Source organism: Tsukamurella sp. 1534 (genome assembly GCF_000312385.1).
Classification (GTDB): Bacteria; Actinomycetota; Actinomycetes; order Mycobacteriales; family Mycobacteriaceae; genus Tsukamurella.
Genome location: NZ_HE997627.1, coordinates 879,855 through 896,362 on the forward strand (window position 1 = coordinate 879,855; position 16,508 = coordinate 896,362).

Consider the following 16,508-nt stretch of genomic DNA (forward strand, 5'->3'; position numbering starts at 1 on the left):
GGATTTATGACGCACCCCGGCGCATTCGGGCAGCACTAGCGCGGCCACGCATGCCTTCGACAAGCGACCGCGCCTCGAAACCCGGGCGGTCAGCAGATCGAGCACCGATCTTAGGCTAACCTAATGCAGTGCTCACATGGACTCCCTCCGATGTCGACGTCGCTCCTCGGGTCAGCCGGCGTTCGCTGTTCCGCGGCGCCTGCGGGCTCGGCGCCGCGGCCCTCCTGTCGTCGTGCGACAGCTCCACCCCTGAGGAGACGCGCGACGACGATGCCCCGAAGCGCGTCGTAGCGCTCTCGACGGGCCACCTGGACTACTGCCTCGCCTTGGGCACGGTGCCGGTGGGCCTCGCCGTCGTCGCACCCGACGCGACCAACAGCACGGGAATCCCCCGGTTCATCAGGGACGCCTTCGGCGACAAGTACGACCTCGATGCGATCCAGATCGTCGGCGAACGCACTTCTCCGTCCCCGGAGAAGATCGCCGCACTGCAACCGGACCTGATCCTGACCAACAAGCGCAACGACAAGTCCCTGAACGACCAGCTGTCCAGGATGGCCACCACCGTCCAGACCACCGGCGGTTCCGAGGCGTTCAAGGCCGACCTCGCCATCGTGGCCGACGCCCTCAAGCAACCCCGGGCGGGCGAGAAGCTCCTCGCCGACTACGAGAACCGGGCCCGCGAATGGGGGCGAACCCGCGGGGACTCCGCCACGATCTCGCTGGTCCGAGCGCGCGGAGATCAGTACCTGTACTTCGGCGAGCTGGCGCTCGCGAGCATCGTCGGGACCGACGCGGGCCTCACCCGCCCTCCGGCCCAACGATTCACCGATGTGGCCAGCCGACCGCTCTCGCCGGAGGAGGTGGGCATGCTCGACGCCGACTGGCTCTTCTACTCCTTCCCGAAAGCGTCCCGCAGCCTGACGGAATCCGCACTGTGGCAGAAGCTTCCGGTCGTCGAACGCGGGCACGCCTTCGAGGTCGACGTCGATCCTTGGTTCGTCAACGCCTCCACCGTCGCCGCGGAGCGGGTCCTCTCGGACATGCAGAAATTCATGACGAAGTAGCGCCACCGCGCTCTCCCTGCGCCGCATCGACCCGACTGACGAACGATCAGCCCCTCGTCGCGCTACGGGCGACCGGGAGCGTCGAGACGGGCGTGCAGACCCCCCAGAAAGACTTCGAGCAGATCCGCCAGCTGGGCTCGCTGCTCTACACTCAGGTGCTCGACCAGCGTCGATTCGTGTGTCAGTAGGTCCGCGACCGAGATATCGATCCATCTGTGTCCGTCCGCAGTGAGTCCAACGTCGATCGTGCGCGTACCGGCGGGAGTCCTTCGCACAGTCACCAGGCCTGCGGCCTCGGCCTTGGCGACTCGTTGAGTCATGGCACCGGCGCTGACCAGCGATTGGGCGGCGAGCTCGGCGGGTGCCAGCCGATACGGCTCACCCGCGCGCCGCAACATCGACAACAGGTCCATGGTCGCCCGGTCGATGCCGAGAGCTGCGAGCGTTCGGCGGCGCTCGTCCTCGAGGAGCTTCCCCGCCCGCCAGATACGGGTGATGATCTCGATGGAATCCGTGGGGGTGCCGGGCAACTCCCGCTGCCACGCCCGCACGATCTCTCCGGCAATATCCGCCATCAACGCGCCCCTTGTCTTTAGACCTAAAAATACTCTACTCTTCGACCCATGAGTTTAGACCTAAATATGAACGCGGTAGTCACCGGCGGGAGCACGGGGATCGGGAAGGCGGTCGCGCGCAAGCTGATACACAGCGGTTGGGAGGTCTGGGTGACCGGGCGACGCCCGGATGTGTTGCGCACGACCGCCGAGGAGATCGGCGCGCACCCCGTGTGCTTCGACGCATCGCAGCCCGATCAGATTCACGCCGCGCTCGCGGCCCTACCCGAGGAGGTGCACACACTGGTCAACAACGCCGGCGCCAATACCGAGTTCGGGCGTCGGACACTCGCGGATCCGTTGGCCGACCTAGCGGTCGGGTGGCAGGAGAATTTCAGGTCCAACGTACTGACCACCGTGCTGGTGACCGAGGCGCTCCGCGACCGGTTCACCACCGACGCCCGGGTGATCGCGATCGGCTCCATCGCCGCACGCGACGGAGGAGGAGGCAGCTACGGCGCGGCCAAAGCGGCGCTGGAGGCGTGGACGGCGTACGCGGCGTTCGACCTCGGCCCCCGCGGCATCACGGTCAACGTGGTGGCGCCCGGGCTGGTCGTGAACACGGAGTTCTTCGGCGGCGCACTCACCGACGACCGGCGCCGGAGACTCGTCGAACGCACAGCCACCGGGCGGCCGGGGTCGCCCGAGGACGTCGCCGAGCTGGTCGCGTTCCTGGCGAGCCCCGGCGCCGGACACATCACCGGGCAGGTCCTCCCCATCAACGGCGGCGCCCAACTCGCCCGCTGACCGTTCGGCAGAAAGTAGGAACTCGCGATGACACTGTCAGCACTCCGTTCGTGTACAACCTGATTCGCATCGTCGGAGCGGCCTACCAGCTGCGGCTCGGGAGCACGGCGCTGTGACGGTCGTACCGCAGCACCTCGTCGGCAACGACATTCGACCTCTATGGCCGAGCGGCGGCACCCCGCGTCAGGACCTCCAGGGCCTGCAGGCCGGCTCTGCTGACGTCTTCGTCGGTGAGCGGTCGGGGATTTCCCTCCAGGGATAACGCGGCCAGTCCTACCCATGCGCCGAAGAGGAAGTGCGACATCAGGCGTGCGTCATGGGGCAGCACCTCACCCGCGTCGATCGCGTCCTGGATCAGCTGCTCGAACGCGAGGCGCGAGCCTTCGAGCTGCTCATCGATACGCAAGTCGGACGCGGACACAATCGCGTCGGTACGCAACTGCCTACCGGTGAGGTAGCGGGTCAACGCCGGATGATCGATCAGGAGCTGGAGGTACGCGCGCCCCGTCGCGATGATGCGCTCAACGGCAGGACCGTCACCGCTGGTGACACTGGCAACCTCTGCGGTCGCTACCTCGAGGAGATGCTCGGTCGTCGCCGCGACCAGGCCGTCCTTGCTGCCGAAATGCACATACACCGTTGCCGGCGAGACCCCCGCACGCGTGGCGACGTCCTCGATTCGCACGGAATCCGGCGCAGTGTGGCCCAGGAGCTCCTCGGCGGCAGCGATGATCGCCGCGCGAGTCTTAGCCCGGCGCCGCTCGCCACGTGCTGCAGGCCCCGCCTGCTCAACGGTCGAAGTAGCCGACTTATCGATCGTCATCGTCGCAGATCGTAGTGCAGCTGAACGTTGTGCCCCACTTCTGCGCCGACGCACGGCCGTCGAGGCGGGTGGACGACGTGTCGGATGCATCATCACTCCACAATAAATCAGAGCCAGACTCTAGACTAGAGTCTGACTCTGATTTACAGTGAGATTCGCGTTACAGACACGAGCTGTTGCACTTGCCCTGGTCGCGCGACATCTCACAAGTCAAGGAGAGAAACATGAGCACAGCCCTCACATCCGACAAGTCAGCACTGCGAGGCCCGCTGTCCGAAAGGGTGACCGAACTGACGGCGCTCGCTCGGATCCCCGGCGCCGAGGTGTACCTCGCGCCTGACGAGGTCGACTACGAAGCGTGGAGTCACGTCGGTGATCCACTCGCCGAGGATCTGATCGAGCTGATGCGTGAGAGGAAGATGATGGGCGGCGACCTCTACGTCAATGCCCGGAAGCTTGAGGTCGACGGTGCTGAAGAGGCAATCGCCTTCTTTCAGGACGTCGAGACTCTGCCGTCCTGGTTCGACCTCGACGCGATGCGGGCGGGTGGCAGCATGGGGCGCCGCAATCTTCTTGGAATGAACATCGGCACGCACTCCGCGCTGCCGTTCACTTACATCGACCCGGCGACGTCTGAAGTGATGTCCTCGACCGGTCGTCTCTCCGGCGGCAAGGGTGACTATCGGCGGCGGATGCTGGAGACGGTTGCGGGGTTCGTTGGCGCTCTCGATGCGGACGGCATGCTTCCCGGTGGCGAGCGTTGGATTCTGTGGGTTCGTATCCGTTTGCTGCATACGATGATCCGCCTTGGCATTCACCGCAGCGGACAGTGGGAGCGCCGTGACGAGGGAGCACCGATCGGCCAGCTCGCCACCGCGGCGTGCACGTACATCTTCGGGCAGCATCGCGTCAACGTGATCGAGTTCGCCGGTGGTGTCGTCAGCCAGGAGGAGCGCGACGGGTTCGCGTTGATGTGGCGCTGGGTCTCTCGCATCCAGGGTGCCAACAATCAGTTGCTCGGCCGCACCCACGCCGAGGAGTTCGAGCTCCAGTCTCGCCAGCACCAGTACTTGTACGAGCCGTGCGTCAAGGGCGCTGAACTGACCGAGAACGTTATCGCCGGCGCGACACAGATGGGCTACTTCGGTGGTTCGCGAGCTCTCAATCAGGCACTGTCGCGCCACCTGCTCGCCCCGAGGATGACGGCCACGCTGCCCGGCCGCGACGTCCGCGAATGCCTCGGCGTCGAGCCGGTCCCCGTAGCGGAAGCGGTAGTCCGCGCGGCATCGATCCTGCTGAGGATCCCGAACCAGCTCACCCGACTCAAAGTGGTGCGCAACTACTTCGACAAGAACGGTCAGAAGATCCTCGACCGCGCCATCGAACGCGGCCTGAACGGAGTCAAGCCTCAGTACCGCGGCACGCCGGTCCATGGCCGCCCGACCGACCAGTAGCTCTCCTACCGCCGACAGGACACTCTCATGACTACAACCGATCGTGCTGACGTCGCCACCGAAGCCCAGGTGGACACCGCTGTGGACGACCTCACCCGCGGAGCGCGGCGATGGGCCGTAATGGGCACCGCTGAGCGGATCACACTCCTCAAGCGGACGCACCGGGCGGTGGCCGCCGCCGATGACTGGGCGGCCGCCGCCATCGCCGCGAAGAACATCCCCGCCGGGCCACTCGAAGGTGAGGAGTGGATGTCGGGCCCGTACGCCACGCTCACCGGGATCGCTGCGGTCACCGACAGCTTGAAGAAGATCGCGGTGGGCAAGTCGCCGGCATCGGGCCTGAAGACCCGTCCCGCGCCGGGGGACCGCACCGCGTTCGCGATGCTTCCTACCGATCTGTTCGAGTTCAACCTGTTCAACGGGTTCACTGCCGAGGTGTGGCTCAAGCCCGGTGTGACAGCGGCTGAGGCCCGCCGAACGGCAGGGTTGGGCGCACTGCGCCTTGGCGACAACGGCGGTGTCGGCCTCGTGCTCGGCGCCGGCAACGTCTCAGCCATCGGACCGCTCGACGTCCTCTACGAGCTCATCGCCCACAACCGGGTGAGCATCCTCAAGCTCAACCCGACGTTCGCTGGCCTCACCACGGCCTACGAGACCGCATTCAAGCCCCTGATCGACGCGGACCTGCTGCGGATCGTCAACGGAGGGCCCGATGTCGGCCGCTACCTCACCCGACATCCGGGCATCGACCACATTCACATCACCGGCAGCAGCAACACGCACGACGCGATCGTGTGGGGCCCGGACTCGGACAAGAGCGGCAAGCCGACTCTCGATAAGCCGATCACCAGTGAACTGGGCGGCGTTTCGCCGATCATCGTCGTACCCGGCAACTGGGACGACGAGGACCTGCGGTATCAGGCCGAACACGTTGCGACCCAGCGGTTCCACAACTGCGGCCACAATTGCATCGGCGGCCAGGTACTCATCCTCTCCGAGGCGTGGCCGCAGAAGGATGCCTTCCTTGCCGAGATCCGCCGCGTCGTAGCCGGACTGCCCGACCGGACCTCCTGGTATCCGGGCACCGAGGCGAAGACCGCCGCGGCCCAGGCCTCCTATCCCGATGCGGAGGTCGTCACCGGCCGCACCCTCGTGCGGCTGGACGCGAATTCCTCGCAGGACGCGCTGACCACCGAGTACTTCGGCCCAGTGCTCGCGCACACCGAGCTCCCCGGCACCGGCCTCGACTTCCTCCGCGCCGCGATCACGTTCTCCAACGACAAACTCGACGGCACCCTGGGCGCAAGTATGGTCATCGCCCCGGCCGACCGCACGGCCATGGGTTCAGCCTTCGAGGAAGCGGTGGCCGACCTGCGCTACGGCACGATCGGGATCAACGTGTGGAGCGCAGTCGGCTTTCTCATGCCCGCACTCTCGTGGGGCGCGTACCCCGGCAACACCCTCCGCGAGGTCGGTTCCGGCATCGGCATCGTGCACAACGCGCACCTGTTGGACAAGGTCGAACGGAGCATCGTCAACGGGCCCTTCCGCCCGTTCCCACGATCGATCGCCGGCGGCGAGATCGCCCTGTCACCTAAGCCGGCGTGGTTCGTCACTGCTCGCTCGGCGAAGGGCGTCGCCGAGCGGCTCACCCGATTCGCCGCGCACCCGAGCTGGGCCGCGCTACCCGGCATCTTCAACCAGGCGTTCCGGGCCTGACCAGCCTGAGACAGAGAGCAGAAGACAACCACATGATCTACAGCAGCACCTATCCGCCGGTCGAGATTCCGCGTGGAGACGTCTACACCGAGGTCCTCGGATCCCTCACCGACGAAGACCTGGACCGCACAGCCATCACCGACGGTGCCGTCGACCTCACCTACCGCGAGCTCCGACGACAGGCCGACGCCTTCGCAGGAGCACTCGCAGCACGCGGCATCGCGCCCGGCGACGTCATCGCGTTGCAGGTGCCCAACTCGCCCGAGTTCGCCGTCGCCTACTACGGGATTCTGCGTGCCGGCGCGACGGTCACCACGCTCAATACCCTCTACTCGGTCACCGAGGTCGCCAAACAGCTCCAAGGCTCGAATGCCAAGGCGTACATCACAATCTCGCCGCTGCTGCCAACTGCTCACGCCGCCGCCCGACACGCCGATATCCCACCCGAGGCGGTCATCATCGCCGATCATTCGGACCGCCGGACATCGCTGGCCGACCTCATCGAGCGCAATCATCCGGTCCCCGAGGTCGCTATCGACCCGTCCACAGCGCTTGCGGCCCTGCCCTACTCATCTGGCACCACCGGGTTGGCGAAAGGCGTCATGCTCACTCACCGCAATCTCGTGGCCAACATCGCGCAAAGCAGTGTCCCCATCGATGTCAGCCGCGACGACCGGGTCATGGCCGTTCTCCCGTTCTTCCACATCTACGGGATGAACACCATCATGAACCTGACCCTGTACCGCCGCGGCACACTGGTGACGATGCCGAAGATGGAGCTGCCGGCGTTCCTCGACCTCGTGCAGCGCCGTCGCGTGACGTACCTGTACATCGCCCCGCCGATCGCCGTCGCCCTCGCCAAGCACCCGATCGTCGACGACTACGACCTGACGTCGATCCGCCGGATCCTCACCGGCGCCGCCCCTTTGGACGAAGCGCTCGGCACCGCACTGCTGCAGCGGATTCCGGCAGAGCTCATGCAGGGCTTTGGAATGACCGAACTGAGCCCCCTCTCGCACACGACACCGATCGGCGACGACAGCATCTCGATCGGATCGATCGGAATCGCGGTGCCGAACATCGAGTTCCGTGTCGTCGACGTCGACACCGGCGACGATGTCCCCCAGGCGCCGGGCGCGCGGACCGGCCCCGGGGAGATGCTCGTCCGCGGCCCGAACGTCATGCTCGGCTACCTCGGCAACGCCCCGGCCACCGAAGCGACGATCACCCCGGACGGGTGGCTGCGCACCGGCGACATCGTCGAGGTCGGACCCCGGCACGAGGTGTACGTCGTCGACCGGCTCAAGGAACTCATCAAGTACAAGGGCTACCAAGTACCACCCGCGGAGCTCGAAGCACTATTGCTCACACATCCCGCGGTCGCCGACGTCGCGGTCGTGGCGCACCCGGACGAGGAAGCGGGCGAGATCCCGCGAGCGTTCATCGTGCCGCAGCAGGGCGCGAGCGCGAGCAGCGAGGAGATCATCGACTGGGTCCGCTCCCGCATCGCACCGCACAAACGCATCCGCATGGTCGATTTCATCTCGACGATCCCGAAGTCCGCTGCCGGGAAGATCCTCCGCAAGGACCTCAAAGCGCTGTCCTGACCACGGTCGGCTATGACAACGATTCCAACTAGTAGGAGGTCACCAATGGGTGTACTCGACATGTTCAAGCTCGACGGCAAAGTCGCTGTCGTCACCGGTGCCTCGTCGGGGCTGGGGGTGGCGTTCGCCGTCGCGCTCGCCGAAGCCGGCGCCGACGTAGTCCTCGCGGCCCGCCGCGAGGACAAACTCGCCGAAACCAAGACGAAGGTCGAGGCGCTGGGCCGCAGAGCCGTCGCGATCCGCGCCGACGTCGCCGATCCCCAGGACGCCGACCGTGTGGTCGCGGAGGCCATGGCGGCCTTCGGGAAGGTCGACATTCTCGTCAACAACGCGGGAATCGGCACGGCAGTGCCGGCGACGAAGGAAACCCCCGAGCAGTTCCGCCAGGTCATCGACGTCAACCTCAACGGCGCCTACTGGTTCGCCCAGGCCTGCGGCCGGGTCATGAAGCCCGGCTCGGCGATCATCAACATCTCCAGCGTCATCGGGCTGACGACCGCCGGCCTGCCCCAGGCCGCCTACGCCTCGAGCAAAGCCGCCCTCATCGGCCTCACCCGCGATCTCGCCGCGCAGTGGACCGGTCGCAAGGGCATCCGCGTCACCGCTGTGGCCCCTGGCTTTTTCGCCTCGGAGATGACCGACCAGTACCCGGCCGACTACGTCGAGAAGACTCTCGGCCGCGTCCTCAGCGGGACGGTTCGGACGCCCCGAGGAACTCGCCGCGACGGTGGTCTTTCTCGCCTCGGACGCGGCCGGATACATCACCGGCCCCACCCTCCCCGTCGACGGCGGCGTCACCATCACCTAACCCCGTGGCCGACTACACCGCGGCGCATCAGCGCGCTCTCTAAGCCCTCTCCTGGAAGGAATCCTCATGCCGGACAACACGACCCCGATCGAGCCCACGGTCACCGTCGAGCAACGCGGGCACGTTCTGCTGATCGGGCTCAACCGCCCAGACAAGCTCAACGCGTTCAACCTGCGGATGATCGACGAACTCGCCCAGGCGTATCACCGCCTGGAGAACGACCCCGAGATCCGCTGCGGCGTGCTCTTCGCGCACGGCAAGAACTTCACCGGTGGCCTCGACCTCCACGAGGTCGGACCGCAGATCGAGAAGGGCGGCGTCGACTACGACCGCCCCGGGCGCCTCGACCCATGGCGGCGCTCCAACATCTGGACGACACCGCTCGTGATGGCCGTCCACGGATGGGTCATGACCCTCGGAATCGAACTCGCGCTCGCCGCCGACATCCGGATCGCCTCCTCCGACGCCAAGTTCACCCAGATGGAGATCAACCGCGGCATCTACGCATTCGGCGGCGCCACCGTGCGCCTCCCCCGCGCTGCCGGCTGGGGCAACGCGATGCGCTGGCTGCTGACCGGCGAGCCCTACGACGCCGCCGAAGCGCTGCGCATCGGCCTCGTCCAGGAAGTCGTCGAACCCGGCCACCAGCTCGAACGAGCCCTCGAGCTTGCGGAACACATCGCGGAGAAGAGCGCCCCACTCGGCGTGAAGACCACCCTCGAATCCGCACACCGCGCCCGCAACGACGGCGACCAGGCAGCGTTCGCACGACTCGACAGCGACATGACGGCCCTCCTCCACACCGACGACGGCCGCGAAGGCATGCAGTCCTTCATCGAACGACGCGACGCACGCTTCACCGGCAAATAGACGACACCGTCACCCACACCAGAGCCAACAACGACGAAGGGAACCAACCGTGCCCATGATCGACCTCAACCTGCCCGCCGACGCACTGACGCCGGAACGCGAGCAGCAGCTCGTCGACGAACTGACCACGATCCTCGTCAAAGCCGAAGGCGCAGACCCCACCAACCCGGTAGTCCGGCAGATCGCATGGGTGGTCGTCAACCACACACCGATCTACGCGGGCGGGAGCCTGCCCGCGAAGCCGCACTACCGCGTCATCGCCTCCGTCCCCGAAGGTCAAGTGAACACGCTCGATCGCCGCCAGGCGCTCGTCGCCGACGTCACCGCCGCCGTCGTCAAGGCCGAGGACTCCGACGATCCCGACGCACACCACCGCGTCTGGGTGTTCCCCCTCGAAATCCCTGAAGGCCACTGGGGAGCCGGCGGCACGATCATGGGCCTCGCGGACATCATCAACACCGTCATCGGCGACGAGGAAACGGCAGCCGAAGTCGCAGAGCGCCGCATCGCGATAAGTCGAGCCGGGCACGGTCGCGGCGCCGAGTAGGCACCGGCGAATCGTTCTCGCTGGGGACGCAGGCCCTGCATCCCCGGCGAGATCAGCGCTCGCAGATACCCGCTCACTCCACTCCCTATCCCCGAGGAGGGTGCACATGACCACCATCGAACGACTACGCGCCGCCGTGCTGGCCCGCGACGTGGAGCAACTGGACTCGCTCTTCGCTGACGACGCGAGGTTCTACAGCCCGATGAAGTTCTCCCCGCTCGTCGGTCGAGCAGCACTCGGCACGGTGTTCCGCGTTCTGCTCACCAGCGTGTTCGACGACTTCCGATACATCGGGGATCTCTCCGGCACCTGCGAGACGGGCTCTGGCGGCACTCCGACCGCTCACGCCCTCGTGTTTCGCGCGACCGTGGGAGACCGACAGGTGCACGGCCTGGACCTCGTTCACCTGAACGAATCAGGCCTGATCGAGGAATTCACCGTCATGCTGCGCCCTCGAAACGGGCTCGACGCACTCGCTGAACGCATGCATGCGGGTCTCGTTCGCGAGGGTGTTCTCAAGTCCTGACCGAATCCGCTCTGTGGCAGAATCTTCCGGTCGTAGAGCGGGGCATCTCAGGCACACAGAGGTTCATGGCGAAGCACGCCGCCACGGCGCCTACCCGTGTCGAAACGGACCGGTCAGCGCGGCCGGGTCTGACACTTCGGGCAGAAGTGCGACCCGCGGTTCATGAACTGCTCGCGGCGCATGATCGCTCCGCACCGGCGGCAGGGCTCACCGTCACGCCCGTAGGCGTTGAGCGACCGCTCGAAGTACCCCGACTGGCCGTTGACGTTCACGTACAGCGAGTCGAAACTGGTGCCGCCCTGGTCCAGTGCGGACCGCATGACGGCGGTCGCATCGTCGATCAGCCGCCCGAGCGCGGGTCGGGTGAGCGCGGCGGCGTGCCGCCGCCCGTGCACCTTCGACAGCCACAGTGCCTCGTCGGCGTAGATGTTCCCGACGCCGGAGATCACGGTCTGATCCAGCAGCACTCGCTTGACCTCGGTGTCCTTGCGCTTCATCGCGGCGATCACCGCGGCGCGGTCGAACGCGGGATCCAGTGGGTCCCGGGCGATGTGCGCGACGGACGCGGGGACCACCGTGCCGTCCACCGCGACCAGCGGGTCCACCGCCCAGCCACCGAACGTGCGCTGGTCCACGAACCGCAGCACGGCACCGTCGTCGAGTTCCGCCCGGATGCGCAGGTGCCTGTCGTCACTCTCGCCGTCACGACGGACGGCGCCGCCGCCGTCCACCAGCATCTGCCCGCTCATCCCGAGGTGCACCACGATCGCGGCGTCGGCGGGGCGGCCGCCGCGGGCGAGCGGCAGCCAGAGGAACTTCCCGCGCCGTTCCGCGGAGGCCACGGTGCTGCCGGCGATCTGGCCGATCAGGTCGGCGTCGCCGGCGACGTGCCGCCGCGCGGCGCGCGGATGCAGCACCTCGACGGCCGTGATCGACCGTCCCACAAGATGATCCGCGAGGCCGCGTCGGACGACCTCGACCTCGGGGAGCTCGGGCATCAGGCGGGCTCGCTCGAGGGCGCGTCGGCGCCGTCGAGCGACTTCCAGGCGGCCGCGGCGGCCCTCTGCTCGGCCTCCTTCTTGGTGCGGCCGATGCCCTCGCCGAGGTCGCTCTCGTCGACCACGACCACAGCGGTGAACTCCTTGTCGTGATCGGGCCCGGTCGAGGAGATCCGGTACGCGGGAGCGCCGAGGTCGCGCTCGGCGGTGAGCTCCTGCAGCGACGTCTTCCAGTCGAGGCCGGCGCCCATCGACGAGGACGTGGTCAGCATCGGCTCGAACAGCCGCAGGACCACGGAGCGCGCGGTGTCGATGCCGTGCGCGATGTGCACGGCACCCAGGAGCGCCTCCATACCGTCGGCGAGGATCGAATCCTTGTCCCGGCCGCCGGTCAGTTCCTCGCCCCGCCCCAGGTAGAGGTGCGCGCCGAGGCCGCCCTCCCCCAGCTTGCGGGCGACGCGGGCCAGGGCGTGCATGTTCACCACGCTGGCGCGGATCTTCGCGAGCTCGCCCTCCGGCTTGTCCGGGTGCGTCGTGTACAGCCACTCGGTCACGGAGATGCCCAGCACGCTGTCCCCGAGGAACTCGAGTCGCTCGTTGGTGGGCAGGCCGCCCGCCTCGTAGGCGTAGGAGCGGTGCGTCAGCGCGAGGGTGAGCAGATCGTCGTCGAGCCCCACCCCCAGCGCGTCCAGCAACGGGGCGCGGTTCGACGCGGGAGGCGTGGGCAGACGTTTGCTCACTTGGTGTCTTCGCCGTCGGCGGACGCGAACTTGGCGAGACCGGCCCAGCGCGGGTCGATGACCTCGTGCTTGTGGCCGGGCTCGAGATCCGCCAGCCGCTCTCCGCAGCCCTGGCACAGGCCCGGGCAGTTCTCGGAACACACCGGGTCGAGATCGAGTTCCATGCCCACGGCGTCGATGATCGCCTGCTCGAGGTCGATCATGTCGTCCTCGACGCGGTACATCTCGTCGTCGTCGGTGGTCTTGTCGGTCTCGCTGTCCGGGTACGCGAACAGCTCCGTCAGGAACAGGTTCAACGCCCCGGACACGTCGCCCAGGCAGCGCGCGCACTGCCCGGTGGTGTCGGCGCTGACGGTGCCGGTCACGAGGATCCCCTCGGACACCGCCTGCACCTTGAGGTCCAGGTCGATCTCTTCGCCCGCGTCGATGCCGACGAGATCCACGCCGATCCGCTCAGGGGCGGCCACCGTGCGATGCACCTGGGTGGAGGTGCCGGGCCGACGGCCGAAGGCGCGGACGTCCAGGACGTACGGCTTGCCGGCGGGCTGGCGTACGGGCGCACTGCTTTCGTTCACTACTACCTCGGAGAATCGTGGTCGACGATGCCGAACATCCGATTGTACGTCAGCTCAGGTTCAGCGCGCGTCCGCGTGCGTCTCGGCGAACTCCTCGAGGTACTCGTCGGCGGCGCCGTGGTCGCTGTAGTCGTGCACACCGGAAGCGGTGCGCAGCTGCTGGCGGCCTCGGTTGACCGAGCGCATCGTGGCTCCGAGCACCTCTTCGAACTGCGCGAGCTTGGTGTCGACGTACACGTCGCACTCGCCGCGCAGACGGTCGGACTCGGCGTGCGCGGCGTCGATGATCCGGTCGGACTCGGCCTTGGCCGCAGCAACGACCTCGGTCTCGGCCACGAGGCGCTCCTGCTCGGAGATGCCCTCGGCCACCGACCGCTGGTATGCGGTGTTGCCGTCGGCCACGAGCCGCTCGGCCTCGGCCCGCGCCCGGCCGGTGACGGCCTCGTATTCGCGCTGGGCACCGCGCCGGATCCGCTCGTCCTCGGCCCGCGCCTCCGCGACCATCCCGGTCGCGTGCTGGTGCGCCTCGGCGACCATGCGGTCCGCCTGGGCCTTCGCGTCCGCCAGGAGGCGATCGGCCTCGGCCCGGGAACGGCTCAGCGTGGCGTCCGCCTCGGAATTCGCCTGGGTGACGGTGGTGTCGTAGTGGCTGCGCGCCTCTCCGATCAGCCGGTCCTTCTGATCGAGCACGTCCTGTGCGTCGTCGAGATCGGCCGGGAAGGCGTCGCGGATGTCGTCGAGGAGCTCCAGTACGTCGCCGCGGGGCACAAGGCACCCGGCGGTCATCGGGACGCTGCGCGCCTCCTCGAGAATCGCGCCCAACTCGTCGAGCGCTTCGAAAACTCGGTACACGGCTTCAACCCCTTCGCCCACGACCGCCTCGTGGCGATCGCTACACCATTGTTACGCGTGGTGCCGCTGATTCGCGGGATCCGATCAGGCGCGTGTCGGTCGCGCCCCCGCGGTTCCGAAACCGGGCCGATTCTCGATGACGACGCAGCATTCGCATCGTCTCCCGAATGAGGGCCGGTTTCGGTCAGCGCCCGGCCTTGGCGTCGAGCGCGGCCTGCACGTTCGCGGGCACGAGCGCCGAGACGTCGCCACCGAGCTTGAACACCTCCTTGACCAGCGAGCTGGACACGTAGGAGTACTGGGGGCTGGTGGTGAGGAAGGCCGTCTCCACGCCCGTGAGGTGCTGGTTCATGCCGGCCATCGGCAGCTCGTAGTCGAAGTCCGTGGAGTTGCGCAGGCCCTTGACGATGCACGCCACGTCCCGCTCGCGGGCGTAGTCCACGAGCAGGCCCGTCCACTGCTCGACGGTGACGCCCGGCAGGTCGGCCACGTTCTCCTCGATGAGCGCGATGCGCTCGTCGGTGGTGAACATGCCCTGCTTGTTCGGATTCACGACCACCGTGATGATCAGCTCGTCGAACAGCCGGGCGGCCCGCCGGAAGATGTCCAGGTGGCCTTGCGTCATGGGGTCGAACGATCCGGGGCAGCACGCCTTGCTCATGGGGTCCGATCCTGCCAGAAGGCCAACTCGATCCGCGTCTCCCCGTAGTCGCGCGCCACGTCGACCTCGAAGCCCTCGGGCCAGGTGATCGGCGCGGTCCGGGACGACCGCTCGACCAGCACGCAGGCGTCCGGCGCGAGCCATCCGCCGGTCAGCGCGGCCAGGTCACCGTCGACGGTGTCGGACGGCACGTCGTACGGCGGGTCGAGGAACACCAGGTCGAACGGTTCGGCCGGGAGCCCGAGGAACGTTCTCGCGGCCCGACGGTGCGCGGTGGCCCCCTCGAGGCCGACCGCGCGCGCGTTCTGGTTGATCACCATGACCACCTTGGGATCCTGATCCACCAGGACCACCCGGGAAGCCCCTCGGGACAGCGCCTCGAAGCCCAGCGCCCCGGAGCCCGCGTAGAGGTCGAGGACGGCGAGCCCGTCGAAGTCCATGCGTGCGGCGAGGGCGCTGAACACCGCCTCCCGCACGCGATCCGAGGTGGGGCGAGTGCCGCGGGGCGGCACAGCGAGCCTGCGCCCGCGTGCCGCCCCGGCGATGATCCTGGTCATCGCTCCACTCTGTCACGGATTCACGAATCGGCCTTCGCGAGCCGCGCCTCCTCGATCTTCGCGAGTCGTGTGGCGTCCGTGTCCGGACCGGGCACCTCGGTGCCGCGGATCGAGCAGCCCTTGGTCTCCTGCAGGAACGGCAGCGCGATCATGCCGATCACGCAGGCGCCCATCATGTAGAACGCCGGGAACTGGATCCACCCCGTGTTCTCCACGACGGCGTCGTTGACCAGCGGCGCGGTGCCGCCGAACGCGGCCGTGGCCACGTTGTACGAGATCGCGAACCCGGCGTACCGCACCTGCGTGGGGAACATGGCCGGGAACGTCGCGGTGATGGTGGACAGCTGCGGGATGTACAGCAGGCCCAGCACGACGAAACCGAGCACCGCCCATCCGAAGCCCTTGCCCATCAGCCAGAACATCGGCCACGCCATCACGAACAGGCCGACCAGCGAGATCCACCACATCGGCTTGCGGCCCGTGCGGTCCGAGAGCGCGCCGAAGAAGGGGATGCACGCCGCCATCAGCACCTGGCCGATGAGCAGCAGGATCGACGAGTCGGATTCGGTCATGCCGATGGAGCTGTGCAAGTACGTCGGCATGTACGCGATCAGCGTGTAGTTGGCGATGTTCAGCGCGATCACCATGCCGAACATGATGAGGATGGGGCGCTTGTAGTTCGTCAGCAGCGAGGTGAACCGGTCCCAGGCGCTGCCCTGCTCCTCCTGCTCGTCGGCCATCTCCTCGAACACCGGGGTGTCGTCGAGCTGGTGCCGCAGGTACCAGCCGACGAAGCCCAGCGGGATCGCGATGAAGAACGGGAGCCGCCAGCCCCACGAGTACATCTCCTCGCGGCTGAGGATCTGCTGGAGCAGGAGCACGATCGCGGTACCGCCGGCGAAGCCGCACATGGTGCCGAATTCGAGGAAACTGCCGTACCGGCCACGCTTGTTGTCCGGCGAGTACTCCGCCATGAAGGTGGCCGCTCCGCCGTACTCGCCACCGGTGGAGAAGCCCTGGATCACGCGCAGCGTGATCAACAGGATCGGTGCGAGCACACCCACCTGCGCATGCGTGGGTAGGACGCCGATCAGCGCCGTCGCCGAGGCCATGAGGAGGATCGTGGTCGCGAGAACGACCTTGCGTCCCAGCCGGTCACCGAGCGGGCCCCAGATGAAGCCGCCCAACGGACGGAGGGCGAACGAGATCGCGAAACCGAGCAGGGTACCGATGGTTCCGAGGGACCCCGGGAAGAAGGCCTGGGTCAGGTAAGCGGTGGTCGCGGCGTAGACGCCGTAGTCGAACCACTCGGTGAAGTTTCCCATCGCTGACGCGGCGATGGC

General features: G+C 67.4%; 17 protein-coding genes and 1 pseudogene. 9 read left to right on the top strand and 9 right to left on the bottom strand.

The window, feature by feature from the left end; genetic code table 11:
* Positions 1 to 128: 128 nt before the first annotated feature.
* Positions 129 to 1,067 carry an iron-siderophore ABC transporter substrate-binding protein gene (locus BN39_RS16585; protein ID WP_019203562.1) on the top strand — a complete coding sequence of 313 codons (939 nt, stop codon included), beginning with the start codon at positions 129 to 131 and terminating at the stop codon, positions 1,065 to 1,067.
* A 62-nt stretch (positions 1,068 to 1,129) separates the two neighbouring features.
* Here the strand turns inward: BN39_RS16585 and BN39_RS16590 are convergent, their stop codons facing one another.
* Positions 1,130 to 1,642 carry a MarR family winged helix-turn-helix transcriptional regulator gene (locus tag BN39_RS16590; protein WP_019203563.1) on the bottom strand — a complete coding sequence of 171 codons (513 nt, stop codon included), beginning with the start codon at positions 1,640 to 1,642 and terminating at the stop codon, positions 1,130 to 1,132.
* A 48-nt stretch (positions 1,643 to 1,690) separates the two neighbouring features.
* On the opposite strand from BN39_RS16590, the gene BN39_RS16595 reads away from it, so the two are divergent.
* Positions 1,691 to 2,428 (top strand): SDR family NAD(P)-dependent oxidoreductase, encoded by a 738-nt coding sequence (locus tag BN39_RS16595; protein ID WP_040768150.1) that lies wholly within the window; start codon positions 1,691 to 1,693, stop codon positions 2,426 to 2,428.
* A gap of 157 nt (positions 2,429 to 2,585) precedes the next feature.
* On the opposite strand, the gene BN39_RS16600 is transcribed toward BN39_RS16595, so the two are convergent.
* A complete protein-coding gene (locus tag BN39_RS16600) occupies positions 2,586 to 3,251 on the bottom strand; it encodes a TetR/AcrR family transcriptional regulator (protein WP_019203565.1) in 666 nt (221 codons plus the stop codon).
* A gap of 224 nt (positions 3,252 to 3,475) precedes the next feature.
* On the opposite strand from BN39_RS16600, the gene BN39_RS16605 reads away from it, so the two are divergent.
* From BN39_RS16605 to BN39_RS16635, 7 genes and pseudogenes are all read left to right on the top strand, one after another.
* Entirely contained in the window at positions 3,476 to 4,705 is a 1,230-nt protein-coding gene (locus tag BN39_RS16605; RefSeq protein ID WP_051159034.1) for an oxygenase MpaB family protein, read from the top strand.
* A 27-nt stretch (positions 4,706 to 4,732) separates the two neighbouring features.
* The gene (locus BN39_RS16610; RefSeq protein WP_040768152.1) at positions 4,733 to 6,424 is read left to right on the top strand and encodes an aldehyde dehydrogenase family protein; all 1,692 of its coding nucleotides are present in this window, start codon (positions 4,733 to 4,735) and stop codon (positions 6,422 to 6,424) included.
* A 32-nt stretch (positions 6,425 to 6,456) separates the two neighbouring features.
* A complete protein-coding gene (locus BN39_RS16615) occupies positions 6,457 to 8,031 on the top strand; it encodes an AMP-binding protein (protein ID WP_019203568.1) in 1,575 nt (524 codons plus the stop codon).
* Between the two features lie 45 nt (positions 8,032 to 8,076).
* Positions 8,077 to 8,839, top strand: a pseudogene (locus tag BN39_RS22835) (SDR family NAD(P)-dependent oxidoreductase).
* 66 nt (positions 8,840 to 8,905) lie between these two features.
* Positions 8,906 to 9,709 (top strand): crotonase/enoyl-CoA hydratase family protein, encoded by an 804-nt coding sequence (locus BN39_RS16625; RefSeq protein ID WP_019203570.1) that lies wholly within the window; start codon positions 8,906 to 8,908, stop codon positions 9,707 to 9,709.
* Positions 9,710 to 9,764: 55 nt separating this feature from the next.
* Entirely contained in the window at positions 9,765 to 10,256 is a 492-nt protein-coding gene (locus BN39_RS16630; protein ID WP_019203571.1) for a tautomerase family protein, read from the top strand.
* Between the two features lie 106 nt (positions 10,257 to 10,362).
* On the top strand, positions 10,363 to 10,782 hold the full coding sequence (locus BN39_RS16635) for a nuclear transport factor 2 family protein (protein ID WP_019203572.1): 420 nt from the start codon (positions 10,363 to 10,365) through the stop codon (positions 10,780 to 10,782).
* Positions 10,783 to 10,895: 113 nt separating this feature from the next.
* Here BN39_RS16635 and mutM read toward each other — a convergent pair whose 3' ends face one another.
* The 7 genes from mutM to BN39_RS16670 form a co-directional block, all read right to left on the bottom strand.
* Positions 10,896 to 11,780 carry a bifunctional DNA-formamidopyrimidine glycosylase/DNA-(apurinic or apyrimidinic site) lyase gene (gene mutM, locus BN39_RS16640; protein WP_019203573.1) on the bottom strand — a complete coding sequence of 295 codons (885 nt, stop codon included), beginning with the start codon at positions 11,778 to 11,780 and terminating at the stop codon, positions 10,896 to 10,898.
* A complete protein-coding gene (gene rnc / locus BN39_RS16645) occupies positions 11,780 to 12,520 on the bottom strand; it encodes a ribonuclease III (RefSeq protein ID WP_051159035.1) in 741 nt (246 codons plus the stop codon). Before rnc ends, mutM begins: the two co-directional genes overlap by 1 nt.
* Positions 12,517 to 13,095 carry a DUF177 domain-containing protein gene (locus BN39_RS16650; RefSeq protein ID WP_019203575.1) on the bottom strand — a complete coding sequence of 193 codons (579 nt, stop codon included), beginning with the start codon at positions 13,093 to 13,095 and terminating at the stop codon, positions 12,517 to 12,519. The genes rnc and BN39_RS16650 overlap by 4 nt, the downstream gene beginning before the upstream one ends.
* A gap of 60 nt (positions 13,096 to 13,155) precedes the next feature.
* Positions 13,156 to 13,947, bottom strand: a complete 792-nt coding sequence (locus BN39_RS16655; RefSeq protein WP_019203576.1) for a DivIVA domain-containing protein — start codon at positions 13,945 to 13,947, stop codon at positions 13,156 to 13,158.
* A gap of 184 nt (positions 13,948 to 14,131) precedes the next feature.
* Positions 14,132 to 14,608: a pantetheine-phosphate adenylyltransferase gene (coaD, locus tag BN39_RS16660; protein WP_019203577.1), complete on the bottom strand. Its 477-nt coding sequence runs from the start codon at positions 14,606 to 14,608 to the stop codon at positions 14,132 to 14,134.
* Positions 14,605 to 15,165: a 16S rRNA (guanine(966)-N(2))-methyltransferase RsmD gene (gene rsmD / locus BN39_RS16665; RefSeq protein WP_019203578.1), complete on the bottom strand. Its 561-nt coding sequence runs from the start codon at positions 15,163 to 15,165 to the stop codon at positions 14,605 to 14,607. Before rsmD ends, coaD begins: the two co-directional genes overlap by 4 nt.
* A gap of 20 nt (positions 15,166 to 15,185) precedes the next feature.
* Complete coding sequence (locus tag BN39_RS16670) at positions 15,186 to 16,490, bottom strand: MFS transporter (protein WP_019203579.1); 1,305 nt, start codon at positions 16,488 to 16,490, stop codon at positions 15,186 to 15,188.
* Positions 16,491 to 16,508 lie beyond the last annotated feature (18 nt).

Excerpts from the sequence above, each read along its gene's own strand:
- coaD (WP_019203577.1), bottom strand. The coding sequence starts at position 14,608 with ATGAGCAAGGCGTGCTGCCCCGGATCGTTCGACCCCATGACGCAAGGC.
- BN39_RS16630 (WP_019203571.1), top strand. The coding sequence starts at position 9,765 with ATGATCGACCTCAACCTGCCCGCCGACGCACTGACGCCGGAACGCGAG.
- BN39_RS16595 (WP_040768150.1), top strand. The coding sequence starts at position 1,691 with ATGAGTTTAGACCTAAATATGAACGCGGTAGTCACCGGCGGGAGCACG.
- BN39_RS16670 (WP_019203579.1), bottom strand. The coding sequence starts at position 16,490 with ATGGGAAACTTCACCGAGTGGTTCGACTACGGCGTCTACGCCGCGACC.
- BN39_RS16610 (WP_040768152.1), top strand. The coding sequence starts at position 4,733 with ATGACTACAACCGATCGTGCTGACGTCGCCACCGAAGCCCAGGTGGAC.
- BN39_RS16605 (WP_051159034.1), top strand. The coding sequence starts at position 3,476 with ATGAGCACAGCCCTCACATCCGACAAGTCAGCACTGCGAGGCCCGCTG.
- BN39_RS16590 (WP_019203563.1), bottom strand. The coding sequence starts at position 1,642 with ATGGCGGATATTGCCGGAGAGATCGTGCGGGCGTGGCAGCGGGAGTTG.
- BN39_RS16600 (WP_019203565.1), bottom strand. The coding sequence starts at position 3,251 with ATGACGATCGATAAGTCGGCTACTTCGACCGTTGAGCAGGCGGGGCCT.
- BN39_RS16635 (WP_019203572.1), top strand. The coding sequence starts at position 10,363 with ATGACCACCATCGAACGACTACGCGCCGCCGTGCTGGCCCGCGACGTG.
- mutM (WP_019203573.1), bottom strand. The coding sequence starts at position 11,780 with ATGCCCGAGCTCCCCGAGGTCGAGGTCGTCCGACGCGGCCTCGCGGAT.
- rsmD (WP_019203578.1), bottom strand. The coding sequence starts at position 15,165 with ATGACCAGGATCATCGCCGGGGCGGCACGCGGGCGCAGGCTCGCTGTG.
- BN39_RS16615 (WP_019203568.1), top strand. The coding sequence starts at position 6,457 with ATGATCTACAGCAGCACCTATCCGCCGGTCGAGATTCCGCGTGGAGAC.
- BN39_RS16625 (WP_019203570.1), top strand. The coding sequence starts at position 8,906 with ATGCCGGACAACACGACCCCGATCGAGCCCACGGTCACCGTCGAGCAA.